This window comes from Pseudomonas sp. 05N432 (assembly GCF_056396945.1).
In genome coordinates this window covers 191217-214153 of the sequence record NZ_JBFTMM010000003.1, presented here as the reverse complement: position 1 = coordinate 214153, position 22937 = coordinate 191217, and the positions used below count along the sequence as shown (strand labels likewise).

Below are 22937 nucleotides of genomic sequence, written 5' to 3'. Positions count from 1 at the left end.
TCAGTTCAGTGAGGTGCCGGCCAGGTGCTCGTGCCACTCCGGCGGCAAGCGTTGCTGCTGATTCAGCCCGGCCAGGCGCTGGTGTTGCGCCGGGCTGAGCAGGTCGAAGGCGATCACTCGGGACAGCCCGGCAGACACCGTTCGTTCGGCAGCAAGCTGTTCGTCCAGCAGGTCGAGGGCCAACTGGTTGAGGGTGACGCTGTGTCGTTGCGTCAGGCCGATCAGGTGGCGTACGTCGAGCCCCATGCCCAGCGCCTTGAGCACCAATTGATGGAAGGCCCGTTCGCTGTAATGGCGCGATGGATAAAGGGTGTCCAGCGCGAGGGCGGCAAACACCTGGCTGTTACTGGTGCGCCCGGCTTGCAGTGCCAGTTCCACGCAGAGCCCACGGCTGTCGAGCCAGTCTAGGGCCTTCAGGGTGGCGATTTTTTCTTGGTCGTCGCCCCACAGAAACAGTTGGCGCAGCAAGGGCAGTTGCCCGGCGAGGGGTTGTCGCTCCAGCACTTGAGCCAGCAGCAACGCCCGCGCCAACTGGACGTTGCTCCAGCCGGGATTGAGGGGCAGTGGTTGCTCCTTGAGGTTGCGCTTGCACTGGCTGCTCAACAGCGCCGCGGTATTGGCGTCCGGGCGTTGGGCAAGCCGCTCCTGGGCCTGGCGCCACCACTGCAACTCGGCGTCATCGAGCTGTAGGGTGAGGGCCTGGTGTTGTTCGGCGAGGCAGTCGTGACGCATTTCGAGGGCCGCTGATGGCGGTGCAGTGACGTCCATGTTCATGTCGGTTTGATCCAGCGCTGGAAGTGTGGAAGCAGGAAAAACACCAGAACACATAACAGGCTGCCCAGTGGCTGGTTCGCTACGGCCAGCACCAGGGCATCGAACAGTGGCAGAGCCGCCAGGCCGGCGCCGATAAAGGCGCGGACCTGCCGATGCTGCGGGTGGGCCAAGTGGTGCCAGTAGTGCCAGCCCAGCCAGCCAAGCCAGAGCAGCAACACCGGCCAAAACCAGACGTTGTCGGCATAAATCGCCAGGGTCAGCGGGCTTAACATCAGGATCAGCGGGAGACGGCTGAGCAACTGGTTGCGGTGTTCCTGGCGGGCCAGGTAGGTCAGGCCGCTGATGTAGACACCCAGCAACATGGCGCACAGCCAGATCGGCTCCGGTGGCACCGCCAGGCTGGCCGCTGCCGTGAGGTAGAGGGCCGAGCGACAGGCGCCCATCAGCCAGACACTGTGGGCGTATTTCTTGTGCAGCAGGTTGTAGCCGAGGATGCAGCCCACCAGCAAGGCGGCGCTGCCCAGCAACCAGTATGGTTGGTCGATCAGCCGGCTCAGCCCCAACACCGAGGCCGCGGCCAGTGTCAGTAACAGCACAGTGGCCAGACGCACCTGTTGGCGGCTGACCAGGCCCAGGGTGATGGGGCGAGGGTTATGGTGTTGTTGATCCCAATCGGCGTCCACCAGGTCGTTCAACAACATGCCGGCCAGATACAGTAGCGACAGTGCGGCCAGCAGCAGGATCCACACCAGCGAAGACGGCGGCGTCAGGGCACCGGCGCTGCTGGCCAGCAAGGCCGCGGCCAGGGTGTTGGTCCATACCGTGGGCAGGTTGGACACCCGGCCCAAGGTCATCCAGGTCTTGAGGTTCGGTGATGTCTGGCTCATTGCGCGCAGCCCTCGCTGAGGGTGAGCGCCGGGCCGATTCGGGTGGACAGCCGTTGCAGCGCCTGCTCCATCCGCGCGGCATCGATTTCATGCAGGTCCACCGACTCGCCGATCCGGCTGAGCATGGGGATGGAGAGTTGCCCGCCCAGGTGCTGGCGGAATTCCTCCAGCCCGAGCAAAACCTGGGAGTGCCCCTGTGTATCTTTCAAGGACAGTTCCGGCGGGCACAGGTTGAAGCCGAGCTTGAGCAGCAGGTTCAGAACCCGTTCGGTATCGGTATCGCTCAACAGTCCCAAGGCATTGGCATAGAGTCCATCCAGGGCCATGCCCACCGCCACGGCTTCACCATGGCGCAGCCGATGCTGGCTGAGGTTTTCCAGTTTGTGCGCGGCCCAGTGCCCATAATCCAGTGGTCGTCCGTTACCGCGTTCGAAGGGATCGCCGGCACCGGTGATGTGCGCCAGGTGCAGTTCGGCGCAACGGCGGATCGCGTAGCGGCTGGCCGGGTGATCGAAGCAGGCGAGGGCGTCGGCCTGTTGTTCCATCCATTGGAAAAATGCCTGATCCTTGATCAGCGCCACTTTTACCGCTTCGGCCAGCCCGGCGATCTGGTCGCGGCGAGTCAGGCTGGTCAGCAGCTGGAAGTCGTTGATCACCGCGGTGGCGGGATAGAAGGCTCCCAGCAGGTTCTTCTGGCCGAAAGCATTGATGCCGTTTTTCACACCGATACCGGCGTCGTTCTGGGCCAGCACCGTGCTCGGGATGCGGATCAGGCGAATACCGCGGTGGAAGGTGGCGCAGGCGTAGCCCACCGCATCCAGCACCGCGCCGCCGCCCAGGGCCAGGACATAGCAATGCCGGTCCAGCCCATGTTGCAGCATGTCGGTGTACAGCTGCTGCAACACCTGTGAATCCTTGCTCAGTTCGCCGGCTGGCACCGCAATCGGCGCGGCCTGCAAATGCAGGTCCGCCGCATGGGCGGCAAAGTAGGCGTCGATCTGTTCCAGCAATTTCGGGGCGCTTTGCAGCAGTAGTTCATCGGCGAACACCAGCACTGTCACCGGGCCCCGGTGCTGTGGGGTGAGTCGTGCGGTGAGCTGGCGATGCAGACACGGATTGGACGGCTCGAACAGGTGATCGGTGAACACCACCGGGTAGTCGTAACGGACCTCGAAACGCCCGTGCAGGGATTGCTCGGCGTTTTGCTTGCGCAAGGTTTTGAACAGGCTGTACCCGGCGATAAACAGCCCGGGCAACACCATGCTGGCGAGGAGGGTCACCAGCAGTGCGTTCTGCTCGACGAGGTAGATGCCGATGGCGCTGTAGGCCAGTGCCAGGCCGGCATTGGCCAGAGTGGTGACCAGCACGAACGCGCGTAGCGGGTAACGTTGCATACCGGCGGCCACCACCGAAGTTTCCGCCAATACCGGCACGCCGCGCAGGCAGATCAACGACAGCGTGCCCAGCTTGTATGCCAGCTGTCCCGGCTGGCGCTGATGCAGGCCCAGGCGACCGGACAGCAGACGAAAATAGCCGGCCCCCRGCGCATAACCCAGCCCGGCACCCAGGCACAGGCCAATGAAAATCACCAGGTAACCGCCGAGACTGCCCAGCATGGCCACGGCCAGCAGCGCTACCATGCTCGAAGGGACTGGCAGCACCACGTCCAGCGCCAGCAGGGTGATCAGCAGCAGCGCCAGGTTGAGTTTCTGGGTGGGCGTCGAAGGCAGGAACAGGTTGAGAGGGGTCAGGAAGTCCTGGATCTGTTGTTCGAACAACAGGAAGCTGGCGATCACCAGGCCTGAGAAGCAAAACAATGACAGCCAAAAATGTTCGGCTGGCCCTCGTTGCGAGAATGCACGATACCATCGGCTGCGCTTCATCAAGCATCCCTCTTGATCGTTATGACTGATTTCCGTTTCAGCAATTAAAAGCAGCGTCTGGTTTGTTTTAGAAAAATAGACTCCCCCGCCTGAATGGCTGGTTTTTATGTGCGGTTGATTACGCTTGCAAAGATAATCATGAAGTTAGACGGCTGTGGTGTTTTTGCAAGCTTGCCTGATGGCAGAGTTTGAGGTGAGCTGCTGGAACAACGTGGTGCAGTCGATGGAGTGAGTGTCTTGATCAGGTTTTTGTTTAATGATTACAGTGGGTTGGATGGTTTTTATGGGGCGATGAAGACGCCATTGAGTGAGCGATATTCAATGAGGTTGCGTCAGTCATAAATAGTAAGTTAATGATGAGGTGGTCATGTGGCATTAATATTTGTTATGTGGATTATTGCTAACGGTTATATATTTTTTGGTRGTTGACTGAGTCGTTAGGTGGGCTGGTCTCTGAAAAACGGACGTCTAGCGGAAATGATTTTCTTTACTAAAAACTCGGGTGTATTTACAGGGGGGATTGCACATGCATAAGACCACTACAGGGAGATGACGGGAGCTACGAATGCCCTCGAAGTAATTTGTAAATATGGGACCTTTCCGGCCTCACCAAATGCGTACATCATCCAGTACATCGAAAGCGCTGGCGGTAGAAAAATCTCAGCGCTTTCAAGGAGAAAAAGCACGGATTCCAGTCTCGTTTCCCGCTTCAAATACAAAAAACGCCACTCAATGAGTGGCTTTTTTTTGCGCGTTATTTTGTTGTCAGCATTGTGGGCGGAGTCCGTCCTGTTCCTTGCAAGGATGTAGTTCCTTACGAGCTTTTTTCAAGCTTCCTTATGAGGAGAAGAACAAGCTTAATGTCGTGAATTCAGGGCCCAGGCTACGTGGTTATATCCCGATGTACGCGGAAAACGTAGACCCAGCTAATACACGTGATTTCAAAGAGTGTTTTGATTGCGGAGCCCATTACGATGAGGTTTCTCCATTTTTTGGCCCTAATCAAATGCCGTCTGGACTGCCGCAATTCGAGACGGTTGCCGAAGCTTATCATTCCGCTGTACTGGCGCTCGCGCGAATGCTTATTGGTGGAATCGCACTGAGTTTGGGTTTGCCACAAGATTACTTTGAACATCTTCAGCGCAAGCCCATCACTATTCAGCGAATTTTGCGTTACCCGCCCCAGATCGGAAGGATTTCGCAAGAGGAGATCGGTATTGGGGCCCACACCGACTATGGTTTTTTGACGGTCCTATCCCAAGACGCCGTTGGCGGTTTGCAAGTCAGGAACCGTGCAGGGGAGTGGGTGACTGCCCCACCCGTTGAAGGCACTTTTATTGTCAACATTGGTGATCTAATTCAAACCCTCACCAACGATCGCTACACCTCGACAATGCATCGCGTCATCAATACTAGCGGTCTGGAGCACTATTCAATACCGTTCTTTATTGATTTGGATTTCGATGCGGTTGTTGAGCCTGTGCCAACCTGCGTGAGTGAGGCTCAACCTGCGAAGTATGAAGCGTACACTTGTGGTCAACACAAATTTAAGCGTTTCGTTGATAGCTATGCGCATCTGAAAGGCGCATAGGGAGTTTCCAATGTGCATCCTATATATGGCCGATACCACGCTGGACTATCGACTGCTGGGCGAGGCGGGTTGGGAGCAGGTCGATCTGTTTGACGGTGACAAGCTGATCTGGTCGCGCAATCTGCACCAGGAGCTGGGGTTTTCCGCCCAACGTATTCGGTTGCGTCTGGGGGGGCGCACGAATCAAGGACCGCTATCGTGACGCTTACTGGACCGGCGAGATTCGGGTGACGGGAGCGGTCATCAGTGGCTTTCGAGCCTTGGGTCTCGATCACCCCGAGCAAACTGTATGGCGCAAGGATGCAACGGTTCTGGCCTTTCGCACCGACACCAACGGCGACACCGACAGTATTGAAATTGACTTGTCGCAGTTGGCCGGCGCGACGTTGCGATCCACTGTCGCATCGACAGCTACATCAAGGTCGGCGATTGCGCAAGGCAGCGTGATCAATCCAGAGTCTGGACTTCTGCGTTGTTTCTTACGCTGTAAATGCTGATACCCGCGATGTTTTCCTCTAGGCATTCACAGCTACACAGCTACACAGCTACACAGCTACACCGCTACACCGCTACACCGCTCCAGGAGCGACACTGCTGGGCTCCGAGCGCGCCGACGACTATCCGCTGGCGGGTTACATTCAGTACCCGTATTCGAGCACGGTGCGCCCGGCGTCGCTGTTAACGCCTTGCCGCGCGATCAACAATGCCCAGGCCAAGGCGATTGAGGTCAAGGGCGATGGCCAAAGTGATGCTATAGATAATACCTTGGCCTTTAAAAAGGCTAAAGCGCGGTTCATTGACGTCAAATAAAAACTCCGTTTAGTTGTATTTAGTTATGTAACTAACAGCCGATAGTGAGCTTGAGGTCCTTTGATTTCTTGTCAGACTGAGGTACGTCATGTTCAATAACGCACTGAAAACGGAGCTGGCGGCCAGGATGGCCGATGTAGCAGAGTACAAACGACTGATCGCTGCACTTGAGCGCTCCATGGCCGTGGTCGAACTCGACTTGAACGGCAAGGTGCTTCGCGCCAACGATAACTTCTTGCAGGCCCTGGGTTATCGAACCGATGAGTTGGTCGGCAAGTCTCACCGGGACTTTTGCTTACCGACACTCACCAGCAGCCCGGCGTACAGTGAATTCTGGGCCGAGCTTCGGGCGGGTAAATTCGTTTCCGGCACATTTCAGCGTATCAATGGCAGAGGGCAGGTTATCTGGCTGGAAGCCAGTTATAACCCTGTGCTGGATGAGCGCGGCCAAGTGTTGAAAGTGGTCAAGTACGCGCTGGTCGTCACTGACAAAGTGGCGCAGGAAGCGGCAACCCGTAGCAAACTTGCCGCGCTGGATCGGGCCATGGCGGTGATCGAGTTCGACCTGTCCGGTAATGTATTGACCGCTAACGAAAACTTTCTGAATGTCATGGGTTACGGGCTGACAGAACTCAAGGGTAAACATCACCGCCTGTTTTGCGAACCAGCCCTTATAAACAGCAGTGAGTACACGGACTTCTGGCGTCGACTGAATATGGGCGAGTTTTTCATCGGCCAATTCAAACGTATCGCTAAGCACGGTCGGGTTGTGTGGTTGGAGGCAAGTTATAATCCGGTCTATGACGCTGACGGTATGTTAATAAAGATCGTTAAGTTCGCCAGTGATATCACCGAGCGGGTAGAGAAGTTTGAGGCCGATTCACGCAGCGCCTCTCGGGCTTACCATATTTCCGCCGAGACGGAAAAGTTTGCCGAACAGGGCACGCAGGTCATTCAAGAGACTGCCAGTGAGATGCGTCGGATTGCCGACAATATTGGGGCCTCTGCGCGGTTGGTGGGACAACTGGGCGATCGTTCCGAACAGATCACTGCAATCGTCAATACCATTCGCGGGATCGCCGACCAGACCAACCTGCTGGCACTTAATGCGGCCATCGAGGCGGCCCGTGCCGGGGATCAAGGACGTGGTTTTGCCGTGGTAGCCGATGAAGTCAGGCAGCTCGCGGGGCGTACCAGTCGTTCGACAGCGGAAATCGCCGAGATGATCGGCAAGATCCTCTCCGAGACACGTGAGGCGGTTGTCAGCATGAATGCCACCCAGGAAGGCGCGCAACGCGGCGTAACTCTGGCTGATCAAGCCGGTTCTGTGATCTTGCAGATTCGCAGTGGCACCAGTGATGCGGTGGAAGCCGTGAGCATGTTCGCCTCCAAACTGGATGAATCCGAAGTGATTCCAAAGACTGCGGTCGGTTGGCTGGGCTAGCACCTGACGTCGGGATTTAACGGCCGACCTTGATTGCAGTGGCTGTGAACCGAAGGACTGATTTTGAAGAAGCCCACGGCGAATCAAGGCAAACACCTTGCACTGCATTTTATGGATAACCGTTAAACCTTGGAGGTCGGAATGAGCCAACTCCCCGACCTCCAAGCGTCTTTTTTCCGCCCGAAGATTACTCCAGCGACGTTTGCAGTACCTCAATCCATAACGCACCTTTTCCCGACGCCGCTTCACCGACACGTTTCAAGGCGCCGTTGTTGCTGATCGCGTAAGTGCCGACTTTTTCGCTTTTCTCACCCGTTACCAGCAACCAGCGCCCATTGGGTGAAAAAGCGATATTGCGTGGCTGCTTTTCTTCCACCGGATAGTTCTCGAGAAAGCTCAAGTTGCCTGTTGAAGGGTCAACCGCGAATGCCGATACCGAGCTGCTGGTGCGTTCGGTCATCAACAGTAGCTTGCCATCGGGCGAGATCCGCAGGTCCGCCGCCCAGATACGTGGTGTGGGGTCGTCCTTCAAGTCGTTGTTACGTGCATCACGCACCTCGCCGTGAGCCAGTTTCAAACGCTCGGGAATACCGTTGGCAACGGCAATCCGAGTCAATGCGCCAGTGCTGTCATTGATTGAAAACGCTGTGACCGTGCCGTTCATTTCACCGACCACATACAGGTATTTGCCGTTCGGGGAAAAGGCCAGGTGTCGAGGCCCGGTATTGTCCGGGACACTGATGTAGCCGCTGCCGATGGGGGTGAGCTCGCCGGTTTTGGCATCAAGGCGATATTGCAGCACCTGGTCCGCGCCAAGATTGCCTACGTAGGCAAAACGGTTGCTCGGGTCGGTGCGAACCGAATGCGCATGCGGGCCTGTCTTGTAGCTCAGGATGCTGGCAGAAGGCTGATAGAGCTTGTCGATGGCCTGAACGCTGACGGTGTCGGCACCGTAGGATGCACCGAGCAGATAGTGTCCTTTTCTATCGGTAGACAGGTAAGCCATGCTTTCTGCCAGTGGCGCTTTGGACAGCGGAGTCAGATGTCCGCTCTTGGGATCTATGCGGTAGCCCAGCACCTGAAACGGCTTGACCCGCAAGGCGGCAAACAACACTTCGCCGTCAGGGGTGATGGCCATGGGGTTGACCTGATCACCGGCGTTGACCTGTTCAATCAGACTCAACGCGCCGTTGTTCTGGTCAAGGCGATACTGGGAAATCAGACCGTCTCCCGGGCTCGAGATATAGGCAAAAGTGGCGGCATTGGCTTGCTGGCTGAGGCTGTAGACGACGGCAGCGGCCAAGAGAAGAGGTTTACTCACAGGTGATCCTTTATTTTTATGGTTGTGGTCTGTCATCCTATGACTATGCTCAAACAACATCAATCGCTGTTTTTCTCAGGCTGGAAAGAGATGTCGTGGCTAAGGCTCAGTGTTTGCTGGACTCGAGTCCGGTTCGATGTCATTCACGCAACCGCGAGTTTGAACCATTTCTAAACTCTCTCGCTCAAGAATTGTTATATGACGTCGTATCTATAATGTTCGACTGTGCTCGTTCTCACGAAAAAAATACATGCTCAGGGGCGGGTGAGTCGCTGGCGATGGTGTTGAAAATCGACCAGCCATTACCTGTTTGAAAACATCGCGCTGTTCTTTGCTACAGGCCTCGCGCTGTGGGTCGCCTTCCAGTTGGGCATCGATTTATTTACCTGACACCGAGCCACCGAGGGGACGCAACGTCCTCTCGGTGGCCACGCTTCAGTCAGTCACGGAACCCTGCGGTATTCTCCCGGCGAAACTGTCCACCAGGCTCGCCACCACCATCTCTCCCATCCGCGTGCGGGTCTGCAGCGTCGCACTTGCGCGATGAGGCTGCAGGACCACTTTCTCGTTGGCAAACAGTGTCTCGGGGACGTTCGGTTCATCGACAAACACATCCAGCGCCGCACCCGCGATCTCTCCAGCGGCCAGTGCCGTCACCAGATCGACCTCGTTGACCAGCTTGCCGCGCGCCACGTTGATCAGATACCCGTCCTTGCCCAGCGCCTGCAGCACCTCGGCATTGATGATGGCTTCCGCCTTGTCGGCAGCGGCCGCGAGAATCAGCGCATCAGTGTTGCTGGCCAGCTGCTTCAGATCGGCGATGAAGGTGTGGTTCACATCGCTCATCGGCTGCAGATCGGTGTAACTGATCGGGCAGCCGAACGCTGCGGCCCGGGTCGCCACTGCGCGGCCGACCCGACCCATGCCGACGATGCCGATGCGCATGCCAGACACCTGTCGCGCCAACGGTAACGGGGCCAACGGCGTCGGGCTATGGGGCCATTGGCCCGAACGCACGTAACGATCACTGGTGCACAGGCCTCGACACACGGCAATCAACAAGCCGATGGCCAGGTCGGCGACATCCTCGGTTAGCGCGCCGATGGTCGCCGTCACGCGGATCCCGCGATCCCGGGCGTAAGCCAGATCCACCGCATCGGTGCCGACGCCATTGACCGCCACCACTTCCAGTTTGGGTAATTGCGCCATCAGCGCCTGACTGATGCCGGTATGCCCGCCGGTGATCACCCCGCGAATGTTCGCGCCGTGTTCCTGCAAATAAGCCTGCTTGTCGGCCTGCTGGAAGTAACGTCTGACGGTGAACAGCTCATCGAGCCGCGCGTTGATTTCAGGGATCAGGATCGGGCTGAGCTGCAAGACTTCTGGCTTCATGTAAACCTCGCGTAACGGAATAAAAAGGCCGGTTCAACCGCGACCGGCAAACGGCATGGCACTGGCCATGACGGTCATGTTCAGGACGTTCGCCTCCAGCGGCAGACCGGCGATGTAGCGCACGGCATCGGCCACATGTTTGACGTCCACCATCGGCTCCACGGCGATGGTGCCGTTGGCCTGGCGCACGCCTTTGGTCATGCGCACCGACATTTCGGTCAGGGCGTTGCCAATGTCGATCTGGCTGCAGGCGATGTTGAATTCGCGCCCGTCCAGGGCCAGGGATTTGGTCAGCCCCAGCACCGCATGTTTGCTGGCGGTGTAGGCGCTGCTGAAGGGGCGTGGGGTATGCGCCGAGATCGAGCCGTTATTGATGATGCGGCCGCCCTGTGGCTGTTGCCGGCGCATCAGTCCGAAGGCACCACGGGCGCAGAGGAAAACGCCGTTGAGGTTAGTGTCGATCACGTTTCGCCACTGCTCGAACGTCAGTTCATCGAGCGGCACTGCAAGGGCGTTGACCCCGGCGTTGTTGAACACCACGTCGAGGCGTCCGTATACCTCGATGATGGTGGCAAACAGCGCGTCGACACTGGCCGGGTCGCGCACATCAGTGGGCACCGCCAACGCTGCGTGTCCCTCGCTGAGCGCCAATTCGACCAATGCCTGCAAGGGCTCCGGTCGACGTCCGGCCAATACCAGGGTGAATCCGTCTGCCATCAGGCCGAGGGCCACGGCGCGACCGATTCCGCTACCGGCGCCGGTGACCAGGGCCACTTTCAAAGGACTGGACATGTTGTTATCTCCCTTTTCAATTCACGAGGGCGTGTGCCGGGTTCAAGGTCGCTTGCCGACGCGCATTTCCAGTTGGCCGACGCCGTCAATCCCGGCGTTAATGATGTCGCCTGGCTGCAGTACATCAACACCTGCCGGGCTGCCGGTCATGATCAAGTCACCGGCTCGCAGCGCTACTGACCGAGAGATTCGGCTGATGATTTCACTGACCGACCAGATCTGGCTGTCGAGTCTGTCGCGCTGGCGCTCTTCGCCGTTGACGTTCAACCACAAATCGCCATCCGGCTGTCCCGTGCGAGTCACCGGCACGATGGCGGTCATCGGCGCGGCGCCGTCGAATACCTTGGCACCTTCCCACGGCAAACCATTGCTTTTGGCCGCGCGCTGGACATCACGACGGGTCAGATCGAGACCGGCGGCATAGCCCCAGACATAGGCCAGCGCCTGACTCTCCGGAATATTGGCGCCGCCTTCACCGATGGCCACGACCAATTCGATTTCGTGGACAAACTCTTCGGTCAACGGCGGGAAAGTCACTTCACCCGCCGCATCCACCACGCTGCTCGCCGGTTTCATGAAGAACACTGGCGGCTGGCGGGACTGGTCTTGGGTGTCTGGCCAGGGGTAGTTGCGGCCGACGCAAAATACCCGGCCAACGGGAAAGCGCTGCTGGCTGCCGGCAACCGGCAAGGTCACAGGCAAATCCGGGGTGAAAACGTATTCGGTCATAGTCATTTTTGTAGTGGTCCTGTTGGAAGCATCAGCCTACGGCGGCTTCGTTTTGCGAAGTTGGACGAAAGCCGCCTCGTGTTGGAGAAAAACGCTTTTCTGCGTTTAGCGTGCCTTGAGTTCGATGCGATACAAGCGGCCGAGCAGCAACGAATAGGACAAGGTGCCGACCAGCGCCACGCCGCCGATGAACCAGAAGGCATAGGCAAACGAGCCCGTCGCGTGAACGATGCCGCCAATCACGATCGGGGTAACGATCCCGCCAATGTTGGCGGCCAGGCTGGTGATCCCGCCGGTCAGCCCGATCAATTCCTTGGGCGCGACTTCCGATACGGCCGCCCACGACGACGAAGCGATTCCCTGGGCAAAGAAGGCCATGGTCAGCACGGCAATGCAGATCACGTTTGAATCGGTGAAATTCACCAGCACGATCGACATCCCCAGCATCGATCCGACCACCAAGGGCAGCTTGCGAGCGAAGGACATTGAGTAACCACGGCGTATCAGCAAGTCGGAGACGATGCCGGCCAGCAGAATGCCGACCGTTGCGCCCACGAACGGCAGCACGGCGAAGATCCCGGCCTTGATCATGGTCAGCTTGCGTTCCTCGATCAGGTACGTCGGGAACCAGGTCAGGAAGAAGTACAACGCCGAGGTGCTGGCGAACTTGCCGATGCAAATCGCCCAGATCTGCCGATAGCTGAACAGCTCGGAGATCTGCCGCCAGTTGAACCGGGTGCGTTCCTGGCTGCTCTTGACCAGTCCACCTCCGGCTTCGATGTACTTCAGCTCTTCCTGGCTGACGTTCTTGCAGCTCAGCGGATCGCGATACAGGTAGAGCCAGATCACACCGAACACGATTCCGAGGATGCCAGTGCTGTAAAACACATGGCGCCAGTCATAGGTCGTGGCCAGCCATAACAGCACGCCGGTAAACAGTGCCGTGCCCAGATACTGGCCGCACACGTAGATGCTGCTGGCCAAACCCCGCTCGCGGGCGGGGAACCATACCGTCACCGCACGGCTGTTGGCCGGGAACGCTGGAGCTTCCATGGCACCGACAGCCAGGCGCAGCCCGAACAGCGAAGCGAATCCTGTGGCCAGGCCTTGGCACACGGTGACCGTCGACCAACTGATCAGCGACACCCCGTAAGTGAACCGGGAGCCGAAGCGATCGGCGATGAACCCGGCGGGAACCAAGGCGAGTGCGTAGGTCCAGGCAAACGCGGAAAAAATCAGGCCCATTTCTATCTTGTCCAGACCCAGCTCCTTGGCCATGAACGGTGCGGCAATCGAGATGTTCACCCGATCGATGTAGTTGATGATGGTCGCAATCAGCAGCAACGACAGCATGAACCAACGCCGACGCGTCGGCAGTCGTTGTGGCAGCAGGGCGTCCCGGGCGCCAGCACTCACCGACGGCGCGGTGGACGGGGAGGTTTGCGAGTTCGACATGAGTAGGCCTTTTTATTGTTAGTAGAATCGAGGTGTTCGCGCGCAGCCGAAGCCGTTGCCCCCAGTCCCGGGGCAGAGCAATCGCTACTTGAATGAGAGGCGCGGAGAGCTACTGTCAGGCGCTCAGATACGCCTTCGGACGGGCTCGGTCGGGGGAGGGTTGGTGAGGGAGAAAAGCCGGTTCATCACGTGCGCACCTTTTGATTGTTTTTGGAAGGTTGGGCTGCATTGACTGTCACAGTGGTCGTACAACCTCTCAAAATCAACGGAGGCGTTAGATCGTTTTTTCTCCTGAAAAAGGCGATTAATGCAGGTGTCCAAGAAAAATCACATCAGCACGTTTCTTCAGCTCTGCCTAATGTGCTTCATAAGCTATTGTTTATTAATGATTAATTAAAATTGTGTGTACGTTGTTTTTTTGGACGGACGATACATCACACACGGATAAAAATAATTCTCTGTATTTCGGTGTCATCCGATGACTTGTTGAACCCTGCGCTATCCGCCTTCACAATCACCGCAGTCGCCGCCTGCATCGCGGCGCGACGACAACCTGCCCATGTACCTGTCGAGGATCCTCAGGCGATGTCGTCACCGAGTCGAGTACCCACTTACGTCATGCAGCAACGCAGCGAATTGACAGACTTTTACATCCGCGACAAAAGGGGCCGGCGCGCCGAAACCAGCCCGCATCGCCATGAGTATTTCCAGATCCAGGTCAACCTCGGTGGCGATACCGTGCAGCACATTGGCAATGTCGAACGCCCGTTTCCGCGCAACACGCTGGCCTTCATCCTGCCGCATCGCGTGCACGTGATTCCGCATCCGGAAGACAGCAATTTCATGGTGATCAATTTTTCCCAAACCTTCCTGCTGCCGCATTTGCAATGCGACCCGATGGACCTGGAGGAGGTCTCGATTTTGCTGGCACCCGAGTTGTCGCCGTTCCGCTTCCAGGAACATCTGGATTTCATTCTGGGCGATGAGGACTTCCGCAAAGTCTGTGGCTTGATCGAACAGATGCGAGTCCTGGATGAGAACCGTCAGTTTGGCTCCCGCGAGATGCTCAAGGGGTTGTTGCTGCAACTGGTGGGGAGCGTTTGTGCCTTGTATGCCGAACCGCTCAAACGATTGGCCGAAGAGAATGCCGCCGAAGTCAGCCGGCGAGACGCGCTGAGCAGGATGTCCGAATACTTGCGCAAGAATATTGCCGACCCCGATCTGAACCTGATCAAGGTGGCTGCTGCGACCTACCTGTCACCGACGTATCTGACGCACTGGTTGCGCAAGGAAATCGGCAAGACCTTCACTGAGCTGGTGCTCGAGCGCAGGATGCACGCGGCACGCAATTATTTGCTCAATGGGACACGCCCGGTGGGGGAGGTGGCGAGGTTGTGCGGTTTCGCTGACGAGGCTTATTTCTCCCGACGCTTTCGCCAGATCCACGGCCAGCCACCCGGGCAATTCAGACGCCAGCAACTCAATCCCGATACTCCGCAATCACCGTCCAACACGTGATCGACAGCGGTGGGTGAGGTGGCAGTAGATACCGAGGTCGATCCGGGCGCACCGGATTGGCCTCTTTCGGTTCGGAAATCGACATCAGGTACCGAGGCAGAGTGCTTCGTCCGGTCGTGTCTTGCCGCCAGCGGGTTCGGCGCCTAATGTTAAAGAGTAGGCACCAGGCAAGGGAGGAGGTCGTATGCGCTGTGCAAACTGCGGATTCGAGAATCCTTCCGGGGCCAGCTGCTGTGAAGCGTGTGGCGCCAAGCTGTCTCGCAGCTGTCCGCGCTGTGCTCACGAGGCGGGCCTGTCTGCCAAATTCTGCAGTGAATGTGGTGCATCGCTGACCGAAGAGCCTGCTGCGTCATCACTGCACTCGCGGCCTGTTTCAGAGCCTTCTTCAGAGCCCATTCATTACACGCCTCATCATCTTGCCGAGCGCATCCGCGCCGAACAGGCGGCTATGGAAGCCCGGGGCGAGACCGCTGGCGAACGCAAGACCGTTACGGCGCTGTTTGCCGACATGGCCGGCTCCATGGCGCTGATCCACAACCTCGATCCGGAAGAGGCCCAAAACCTGATCGAGCCGGTCATTGCGCTGATGATGGAAGCCGTCCACTACTACGAAGGCTACGTGGCCAAGTCGCTGGGCGATGGCATTCTCGCGCTGTTCGGCGCCCCCATCGCCCATGAAGATCATCCGCAGCGGGCGCTGTATGCGGCGTTGCGCATGCAGCAGGCGATACGTCGACATAGCGACCGCATTCGTCTGGAGAAAGGCATTCCGCTGCAAATCCGTGTTGGCGTCCACACCGGAGAGGTCGTCGTGCGTTCGATCCGCACGGACAATTTGCACACCGATTACGATCCGGTCGGGCACACCATCCATATTGCGTCCCGAATGGAGGGCATCGCTGCGCCATCGTCGATACTGGTGAGCGAGTCCACCCACAAGCTGGCAGAGGGCTATTTCGAGTTCAGGACGCTGGGGGCCACCCAGGTCAAAGGCATCCCCGAGCCGCTCGTCGTGTACGAGGTGCTGGGTGTCGGCGCGTTGCGCACGCGCCTGCAACTGGCGGCACATCGCGGACTGGCCAGATTCGTCGGCCGCCAGGTAGAGCTGGACCACCTGCAGCAGGCGCTCGATCAGGCCAAGGCGGGCCACGGACAGGTCGTCGCGGTGGTGGGCGAGGCCGGGGTCGGGAAGTCGCGGCTGTTCCATGAGTTCAAGGAACGCTCGCGGCGCGGCTGTCTGGTGCTGGAGACGTTCTCGGTATCGCACGGCAAGGCTTTTGCCTATTTCCCGCTCATCGAGCTCCTGAAAAGCTATTTTCAGATCACTGCCCTGGACGATGAGCGGCGGTGTCGGGAAAAGGTAATGGGCAAGGCCCTGACGCTTGAGCGCAGTTTCGAGGACCTCGTGCCCTACCTGCTCTATCTGCTGGGTATTGGCGAACACAGTTCGGCGCTTGCGGAAATGGATCCTCAGATCCGGCGCGATCGCATTTTCGACGCGATTACGCAACTTCTGGCGCGCGAGAGCCGCGATCAACCGATCGAGCTGCTGTTCGAGGACCTGCAATGGCTGGACCGCGAGACCGAAGCATTCCTCGCGTGCCTCATCGACCGCGTGGCGAGTGTCCCGATCCTGCTCCTCGTAAACTACCGGCCCGAGTATCAGCCTGCATGGACGCGCGCGGGTCATTGCAGCCAGCTCCGGCTCGAACCGCTGGGCCCGGCCGAAGCCCAGGGACTGCTCGCGGCACTGCTTGGGGACGATCCCACTCTCGTCCCCCTCAAACAGCTCATCCTGGAGAAGACGGAGGGCAACCCCTTCTTCATGGAGGAAGTGGTCCAAACGCTGGTCGAGGAGAAATCGCTGCTTGGCGAACCCGGTCGTTACCGGATCGAGCAAACTCCAGCCGCGCTGCATATTCCCACCACCGTGCAGGGCGTGCTCGCCGCCCGTATCGACCGGCTCCCCGTTGCGCAGAAGGAATTGCTGCAGACGCTCGCCGTCATCGGCAAAGAGTTTGCGTTCAGTCTGATCCAGCGCATCTATGATGGGCGGGGCGCTCGGATGGGCGACGATTTGCGCGACCTGCTGGGCCGACTGGAAGTCGCGGAGTTCATTTACCAGCGGCCCGCATTTCCGGAGGTGGAGTATTCCTTCAAGCATGCGCTGACCCAGGAGGTCGCTGGCTACTCGCTACTCACGGAACGGCGTAGTGCACTGCACGAACGCACGGCGCAGGCCATCGAGGCACTGTTCCCCAACCGTATCGCAGATTACTGCAGCGAACTGGCGCACCACTACAGGCTGAGCGGCAATGTCCCGAAGGCCGTGGAGTACCTGCAGCGTACCGGGCAACAGGCCCTCCAGCATTCCGCCCATCTCGACGCAATGCGTCACCTCGGCGCGGCGCTGGAGTTGCTCAAACATTTGCCCGACACGCCCGCGCGTGCTCATCAGGAACTGACGTTGCTGCTCTGCCTGGGACCGGCCTTGATGGCCGTGCGAGGCTATGGTGCGCCCGAGGTGGAGGCCACCTATACCCGTGCACTGGCGCTATGCGCGCAAGTAGGTGACGACTCGCTTTTTCCTGCGTTGCTGGGGATGCGGACTTACTACGAATTGCGTGCGCAATACTCAACGGCATGCGAGCTGGGTGAACGATTGCTCAGTGCTGCGCAAACTACGCAGGATCCGGATTTGCTCGTGGAAGCCCATGCGGCACTCGGGGCGACATTGCTTTTCCAGGGTGATCTGCGCAACGCCCTTGAACACCAGGAGCGGGCGCGCGTCCTCTACAACCCGGACCGTCATCGCACGCTTGTCATTACATACGGCATGGATCCGGGCTACTCCCTGACATATTCGGCCTGGTGCCTTTGGTTTTTGGGGTTCCCCGATCAGGCAAACATGCGCGGCCGGGAGGCCCTTGCTCTGGCCAATAAGATTTCCGACCCGTTCGGCTTGGCCTTCACCTTGTCGGCTACATCGGTACTGGGACAGGTTCGGCATGACGTACGACTCGCCGAAGAGTGCGCTGATGCCGCCATCAAGCTTTCACTCGAACGAGGGTTTCCGTTTTACTTGGCGTGGGGGAATATCCTCCAGGGTTGGGCTTGCACTGAACAGGGAAACGTTGACGAGGGAATCACTCAGATAACCGAGGGTATTGCCACTTACCAGGCAGCCGGAGCAGAGCTTGGATGCTCCTATTTTCTGGCCCTGCTGGCCGCAGCACACGGGTGCGCCGGGCAACCGCAGGCGGGATTGAATATCGTGACCGACGCTCTGGCTATGGTGAACAGAACAGGTGAGCACTTTTACGAAGCAGAGCTGTATCGGCTCAAGGGAGCTCTTACCCTCCAATGCCATGGCGAAGACAGACAGGATTCTTCCGTGCAGCAGGAAGCGCAAGCATGCTTTCAAAAGGCGATCTCGGTCGCTCGACAACAAGGGGCAAAGTCACTCGAGCTACGAGCCACAGTGAGCCTTGCTCAGCTATGGGAAGCGGGAGACAGGGAGGCGGCCAGGCAAATGCTGGCCGACATCTATAGCTTCTTCACCGAAGGCTTCGACAGCGTTGATTTGCTACAAGCCAAGGCGCTGCTCGATGCGTGGGCACCAAACGTGGGGTGAGCGACCAAGAATGATCATGAAGAACGGAACGCGTCGGGACGGTGAAGAGCGTAAGCCGGTCGCGCTGGCTTTGCAGGGCGGCGGGATGCACGGCGCGTTCACCTGGGGCGTGCTCGATCGGTTGCTCGAGGACGGCAGGCTTGCCATAGAAGGGGTGAGCGCAACCAGTGCCGGTGCGATGAATGCCGTCGTGCTGGCCTATGGCATGCTGCAGGGGGGCGCGGCCGGCGCACGCGAGGCGCTGCATGATTTCTGGTCCGCCGTGGCGCTGTCCGCCGAGCGTCGTAACCCGTTGCGTTGGACGCCATGGCTGAAAGGGACGCATAGTTTCGGGCTGGACCATTCACCCATGTATGCGTTCGCGGACATGGCGCTTCGTCTCTTCTCACCTTACCAGTTCAATCGCCAAAACCTGAATCCGCTACGAGAGGTGCTGGAGGAACAGGTCGATTTCGCCGCCTTGCGAAAGCAATGCCCGTTCCACCTCTATCTGTGCGCGACCAATGTCGAGACGGGGAAGATACGCATCTTCTCAGACGAGGACGTCTGCGCCGAAGCGGTGCTTGCTTCGGCCTGTGTGCCGACATTGTTCCAGGCGATCACGATCGACGGCCAGCACTACTGGGATGGCGGCTATATGGGAAACCCGGCCATTTTTCCGTTGATCTACCACTGCATTACGCGCGATGTGGTGATCGTCCACATCAACCCGCTCGTCCGCCCGGGCGTGCCCATTACCGCTGCCAGCATCCTTAATCGCATCAATGAAATCAGCTTCAACTCGTCGCTGATGCGTGAGATGCGCACCATCGCCTTTGTCACCGACCTCATCCAGCAAGGCAAGGTCGATCGCGACGAGATGAAGGAGATGCTGATCCATTCCATTCGGTCCGATGAAGCAATGTGCGCGCTTAGTGTGTCCAGCAAGTACAACGCGGGCTGGGACTTCCTTTGCGGACTGCGCGACAACGGACGACGAGAGGCCGAGGCGTGGCTCACGGAGAACTACCGCAATATTGGCGAACGGTCGAGCATCGACATCCGACAGGAATTTCTTTGAACGCTGGCATGAGACGGGAAAAGGTTGCTGCTGAGCCTGCTAAAAATAAAGCTCGGCCGGCCCCGGCATTTCCATGCTTCGGGGTGCCAGGATCGCAACAGCGCAGCAGATCGCGCATTGAACCCGGTGGTGCGGTTGCACATTGGCCTGGAAGATGTCGATGCCTTGACCGAGGATTTACTGCGCGGGTTCACTGCCGCAACGTAAGCCCGAGGTGTCTCGAAAGCTAAAATGGGGACAGCTGGTTTGAGAGTTTTAAAAAATGGATCTCTGAAAAGAGATCCATTTTTTTTGGCCCAAAGAAAAGTCTTGCTTGGATTGATCCCTCTACATTCCCTGAAAACACTCCAGACTTTTGTCGGCTTCTTGTGYGCGGATAGTCAGGTCGGCGCGGGTAACCGCCATGCCAGTGATCGACTCCAGAATGGAGTAGATCGGTTGATGCTCGATTTCAGCCCAGGCTACGCAGGCCAATTCAGCGGGTAAATGGCTGCGTCCCAGTGTGATGGGCTCGTAATCGCCGCGTTGAATTTCTTCGAGCAACTGATGGGCGATCTGTTCGATGGTGACACACTGATCTGGTCGCGAAAGCTGCATCAGGAATTGGGGGGGCGCCCAATGCATCCGTCTGTGCCTTGGTGGCGCACGGATCAAGGGGGCTGGACCTCGGCGCTGTTTCTGATGTTGTAAACGTTTATGCGGCAGCGGCGGGGCTTCTCGGGCCCGCCCCGGTCCGCGACGTAATCGTCGCTCGCTCGACGACTGCTGAGTCACTCATAAGCAGTCGCCCAGCGGCTATAGGTCCTTGTCGAAGCGGAATGAGGCTCCGTAAGCCGAATCGGGTAAATGGTTGCTGCCATCCTCCCTCAGCCTGGACCTGAAGGTTCCACTTTGCGGTTGGGTTCTGTAGAGGCCGCGCTTCTGTAATTCCGGAATGATCAACTCTACGAAATCCTCAAGTGTGCCGGGACTGATCAATGGATTGATCATGTAGCCGCTGGTGCCGGAAATGCGCGCGTGTTCTTCGATCCGGTCGGCTACCTGTTGCGGGGTGCCCACCAGAATCAGGTCGCTGCCGCGGGTGACCTTGGCAAAACGTTGCTTCACATCCCCGGCGGTCAACGGTTTACCACTGCCATCAGGGTGCATGACATAGGACGTCAGCCCTTCGGTATGGGTCGACAGTGCATCGCTGTCGGCGTAGCGGCTGATGTCGATGCCGGTGTCACCCGCATAACTGACCAGTTGTGCCTGCAGGTGGTAGTTGCTTTGCAGCGCATCATATTTACGCTGGGCTTCAATCTCGGTTTTGGCGGTGACGATACGCAGCACGGTCAGGGACTTTACATCCTCGCGCTGGCGGCCGCGTGCCTGGGCCTTGGCCCATATGTCTTCCAGGCCCTGGCGGATTTCCTGAGGGTTGGATTTGGCGATGAAAATCAGCTCGGCGTGCTTCGCCGCGAACTCACGGCCACGCCCCGACCAGCCGGCCTGGATCAGCAGCGGTGTGCGCTGCGGTGACGGCGAGGTCAGGTGCGGGCCGGCTACCCGATAATGCTCGCCTGCGTGATTGATCGGCCGTACCCGATCACCTCGGGCATACAATTGACGAGCCTTGTCGGCAACCACGGCGTCGTCGGCCCAACTGCCTTCCCAGAGCTTGTACACCACATCGAGGAACTCTTCGGCGCGCTCATAGCGGTCATCGTGTTTGATCATCTGTTCAAGGCCGAAATTACGCGCGGCGCTGGACAGATAAGAGGTCACGATGTTCCAGCCCACCCGGCCATTGGTCAGGTGGTCCAGGGTGCTGAAACGCCGGGCATGGGTGAAGGGGTGTTCATAGCTGGTGGTGACCGTGACGCCGAACGCGAGGTTGTCCGTGACCGCGGCCAAGGCGGGAATGATCATCAGCGGGTCATTGGCCGGCGCTTCCACGGCCCATTTCATCGCCGCATCGGCATTGCCGCCAAAGACGTCGTAGAAACCCAGCACGTCGCCGAAGAACAACATGTCGAGGTTAGCCTGGTCGGCAATGCGCGCCAGGTTCGACCAATAGCCCAGGGAGTTGATTGCCAGGCGCTCGTCGGCCGGGTGCGTCCAGAGGCTCGGAGCACCGCCGCAGCCCACGCTGGCTTGTTCGTAGAGTGCAAACAACAGAGGTTTTGGGTCGGACATCATCGCTCCAGAGAAAGTAAAAGTAGTTGAAGGGGCGGATTCACCTTTGGTGCTTGAACCCTTTGCCGAAATGTTGCTCAAGGCGCACCTGGATCAGTTCCGGGCCGATGGAGAACAGCCAAGAGATGACGGCTGCGGTGGTGAGCATTTCGATATGGCGATAAGAAGATCGGCCATGCGAGTGCGCCAGAAGCGCATAGATTGAAACGTACTATAAAATCTATGTGTACTTCTTTTGTGGAATAACAAGCGTGTATCGAGCTATATCAAGTGGCTGACCTCAAACGCTCAATTTGCTGTCAAGAATCGAACCTAAGCTAATGCAAAAAAGATATTTATTAGCGGTTTTTAAGATCGTTTAGCTTCAACAGGACGCCAGGCTGAACGCGCTCAGTCAATTCACATGGGAGTGAACCATGCCGCACACACGGGACATCACCACCTTACCGACCCTGGATCTTTCATTGCTCGATGGCAGCCCGGTGCAGCGTCAGGCGTTTCTTGACGATTTGCGCCACGCCGCACGGGATGTCGGATTCCTTTACCTGACCGGCCACGGCATCGACAGCATCTTGTTGAAGCAGGTGCAGGAGCATGCCCGGCAGTTCTTTGCCCTGCCGGACCACGAGAAGGCGGCAGTTGGCATGATCAACTCGCCACATTTTCGCGGTTATAACCGTGCGGCTTCGGAGGTCACTCGCGGCAAGCCTGACCTGCGCGAGCAGTTCGATCTGGGGGCCGAGAGGGAGGCTTTGCCGCTGAACCCGAACAGCCCGCTCTGGGCGCGCCTGCAAGGCCCCAATCAATGGCCGGCCTCGCTGCCGACACTCAAACCCTTGCTGCTGGATTGGCAGCAAGCCATGACCCGCATGTCGTTGCGCCTGCTGCGCGCCTTCGCCCAGTCGCTGTCGCTGCCGCAAGAGGCGTTCGATCAGTTGTACGGCGACAAGCCCAATGAACACATCAAACTGATGCGTTATCCGGGGCGGGCGCCAGACGAAAGTCATCAAGGGGTGGGGGCTCACAAGGATTCGGGATTCCTGAGCTTCCTGCTGCAGGATCACCAGGCCGGCCTGCAAGTCGAGATCGAGGAGGGGCGCTGGATCGACGCGCCGCCTCGGGACAACACCCTGGTGGTGAACATCGGCGAATTACTGGAACTGGCCACCAACGGTTATCTGCGCGCCACGGTGCATCGGGTGCTGTCTCCACCCAAGGGCCGCGAGCGCTTGTCGATTGCGTTTTTCCTTGGTGCGCAACTGGATGCGGTGGTGCCGCTTTACCCCTTGCCCACGGCGTTACTGCGTGAAGCGCGAGGCCCGGCCAGTGATCCTGACAATCCCTTGTTTCGTGACGTGGGCTGGAACTATCTCAAGGGACGCCTGCGCTCCCATCCCGACGTTGCCCAGCGTTACTACGCCGATGCACTGATCCCCAAGGCCCTGAGTGCCTGACCCCATCACTTGATC

The 22937-nt window shown here is 58.5% G+C and carries 16 protein-coding genes and 3 pseudogenes; 8 read left to right on the top strand and 11 right to left on the bottom strand.

Translation table 11 applies throughout. The features are described from left to right. From AC1DHT_RS05355 to AC1DHT_RS05345, 3 genes are read right to left on the bottom strand one after another with little or no spacing between them, the layout of a single operon-like run. The gene (locus AC1DHT_RS05355) at positions 1-774 is read right to left on the bottom strand and encodes an EboA domain-containing protein (protein ID WP_427538386.1); all 774 of its coding nucleotides are present in this window, start codon (positions 772-774) and stop codon (positions 1-3) included. Beyond that, on the bottom strand, positions 771-1661 hold the full coding sequence (locus AC1DHT_RS05350; RefSeq protein ID WP_427538389.1) for a UbiA family prenyltransferase: 891 nt from the start codon (positions 1659-1661) through the stop codon (positions 771-773). The genes AC1DHT_RS05355 and AC1DHT_RS05350 overlap by 4 nt, the downstream gene beginning before the upstream one ends. Next, positions 1658-3544 (bottom strand): 3-dehydroquinate synthase, encoded by a 1887-nt coding sequence (locus AC1DHT_RS05345; protein WP_477761306.1) that lies wholly within the window; start codon positions 3542-3544, stop codon positions 1658-1660. Before AC1DHT_RS05345 ends, AC1DHT_RS05350 begins: the two co-directional genes overlap by 4 nt. Positions 3545-4280: 736 nt before the next feature. Between AC1DHT_RS05345 and AC1DHT_RS05340 the strand changes: the two genes are divergently transcribed. From AC1DHT_RS05340 to AC1DHT_RS05330, 3 genes and pseudogenes are all read left to right on the top strand, one after another. After that, positions 4281-5135, top strand: a complete 855-nt coding sequence (locus AC1DHT_RS05340; RefSeq protein WP_427538395.1) for an isopenicillin N synthase family dioxygenase — start codon at positions 4281-4283, stop codon at positions 5133-5135. A 28-nt stretch (positions 5136-5163) separates the two neighbouring features. Next, positions 5164-5625 (top strand): annotated as a pseudogene (locus AC1DHT_RS05335) (hypothetical protein); the annotation flags it as partial. Between the two features lie 408 nt (positions 5626-6033). After that, positions 6034-7389 carry a methyl-accepting chemotaxis protein gene (locus AC1DHT_RS05330; protein ID WP_427538398.1) on the top strand — a complete coding sequence of 452 codons (1356 nt, stop codon included), beginning with the start codon at positions 6034-6036 and terminating at the stop codon, positions 7387-7389. Positions 7390-7576: 187 nt separating this feature from the next. Here AC1DHT_RS05330 and AC1DHT_RS05325 read toward each other — a convergent pair whose 3' ends face one another. The 5 genes from AC1DHT_RS05325 to AC1DHT_RS05305 form a co-directional block, all read right to left on the bottom strand. Beyond that, positions 7577-8710, bottom strand: a complete 1134-nt coding sequence (locus AC1DHT_RS05325; protein WP_427538401.1) for a lactonase family protein — start codon at positions 8708-8710, stop codon at positions 7577-7579. Between the two features lie 435 nt (positions 8711-9145). After that, a complete protein-coding gene (locus AC1DHT_RS05320; protein WP_427538404.1) occupies positions 9146-10102 on the bottom strand; it encodes a 2-hydroxyacid dehydrogenase in 957 nt (318 codons plus the stop codon). Between the two features lie 33 nt (positions 10103-10135). Then, on the bottom strand, positions 10136-10894 hold the full coding sequence (locus tag AC1DHT_RS05315; protein ID WP_427538407.1) for an SDR family oxidoreductase: 759 nt from the start codon (positions 10892-10894) through the stop codon (positions 10136-10138). A gap of 42 nt (positions 10895-10936) precedes the next feature. Next, a complete protein-coding gene (locus AC1DHT_RS05310) occupies positions 10937-11629 on the bottom strand; it encodes a fumarylacetoacetate hydrolase family protein (protein WP_427538410.1) in 693 nt (230 codons plus the stop codon). 99 nt (positions 11630-11728) lie between these two features. After that, the gene (locus tag AC1DHT_RS05305) at positions 11729-13078 is read right to left on the bottom strand and encodes an MFS transporter (RefSeq protein WP_427538413.1); all 1350 of its coding nucleotides are present in this window, start codon (positions 13076-13078) and stop codon (positions 11729-11731) included. A 585-nt stretch (positions 13079-13663) separates the two neighbouring features. Between AC1DHT_RS05305 and AC1DHT_RS05300 the strand changes: the two genes are divergently transcribed. From AC1DHT_RS05300 to AC1DHT_RS05285, 4 genes are all read left to right on the top strand, one after another. Then, positions 13664-14596 carry a helix-turn-helix transcriptional regulator gene (locus AC1DHT_RS05300; protein WP_427538415.1) on the top strand — a complete coding sequence of 311 codons (933 nt, stop codon included), beginning with the start codon at positions 13664-13666 and terminating at the stop codon, positions 14594-14596. A gap of 184 nt (positions 14597-14780) precedes the next feature. Next, the gene (locus AC1DHT_RS05295; protein WP_427538418.1) at positions 14781-18230 is read left to right on the top strand and encodes an adenylate/guanylate cyclase domain-containing protein; all 3450 of its coding nucleotides are present in this window, start codon (positions 14781-14783) and stop codon (positions 18228-18230) included. Between the two features lie 16 nt (positions 18231-18246). Next, positions 18247-19290 (top strand): patatin-like phospholipase family protein, encoded by a 1044-nt coding sequence (locus AC1DHT_RS05290; RefSeq protein ID WP_427538421.1) that lies wholly within the window; start codon positions 18247-18249, stop codon positions 19288-19290. Between the two features lie 24 nt (positions 19291-19314). Then, on the top strand, positions 19315-19497 hold the full coding sequence (locus AC1DHT_RS05285; RefSeq protein WP_427538661.1) for a hypothetical protein: 183 nt from the start codon (positions 19315-19317) through the stop codon (positions 19495-19497). A 141-nt stretch (positions 19498-19638) separates the two neighbouring features. On the opposite strand, the pseudogene AC1DHT_RS05280 reads toward AC1DHT_RS05285, so the two are convergent. The 3 genes and pseudogenes from AC1DHT_RS05280 to AC1DHT_RS05270 form a co-directional block, all read right to left on the bottom strand. Further along, positions 19639-19809, bottom strand: a pseudogene (locus tag AC1DHT_RS05280) (UTRA domain-containing protein); the annotation flags it as partial. Between the two features lie 276 nt (positions 19810-20085). Next, on the bottom strand, positions 20086-21468 hold the full coding sequence (locus AC1DHT_RS05275) for an LLM class flavin-dependent oxidoreductase (RefSeq protein ID WP_427538424.1): 1383 nt from the start codon (positions 21466-21468) through the stop codon (positions 20086-20088). A 40-nt stretch (positions 21469-21508) separates the two neighbouring features. Beyond that, positions 21509-21658 (bottom strand): annotated as a pseudogene (locus tag AC1DHT_RS05270) (amino acid ABC transporter permease); the annotation flags it as partial. Between the two features lie 226 nt (positions 21659-21884). Between AC1DHT_RS05270 and AC1DHT_RS05265 the strand changes: the two are divergent. Next, positions 21885-22922: an isopenicillin N synthase family dioxygenase gene (locus AC1DHT_RS05265; RefSeq protein WP_427538427.1), complete on the top strand. Its 1038-nt coding sequence runs from the start codon at positions 21885-21887 to the stop codon at positions 22920-22922. Positions 22923-22937: the final 15 nt, after the last annotated feature.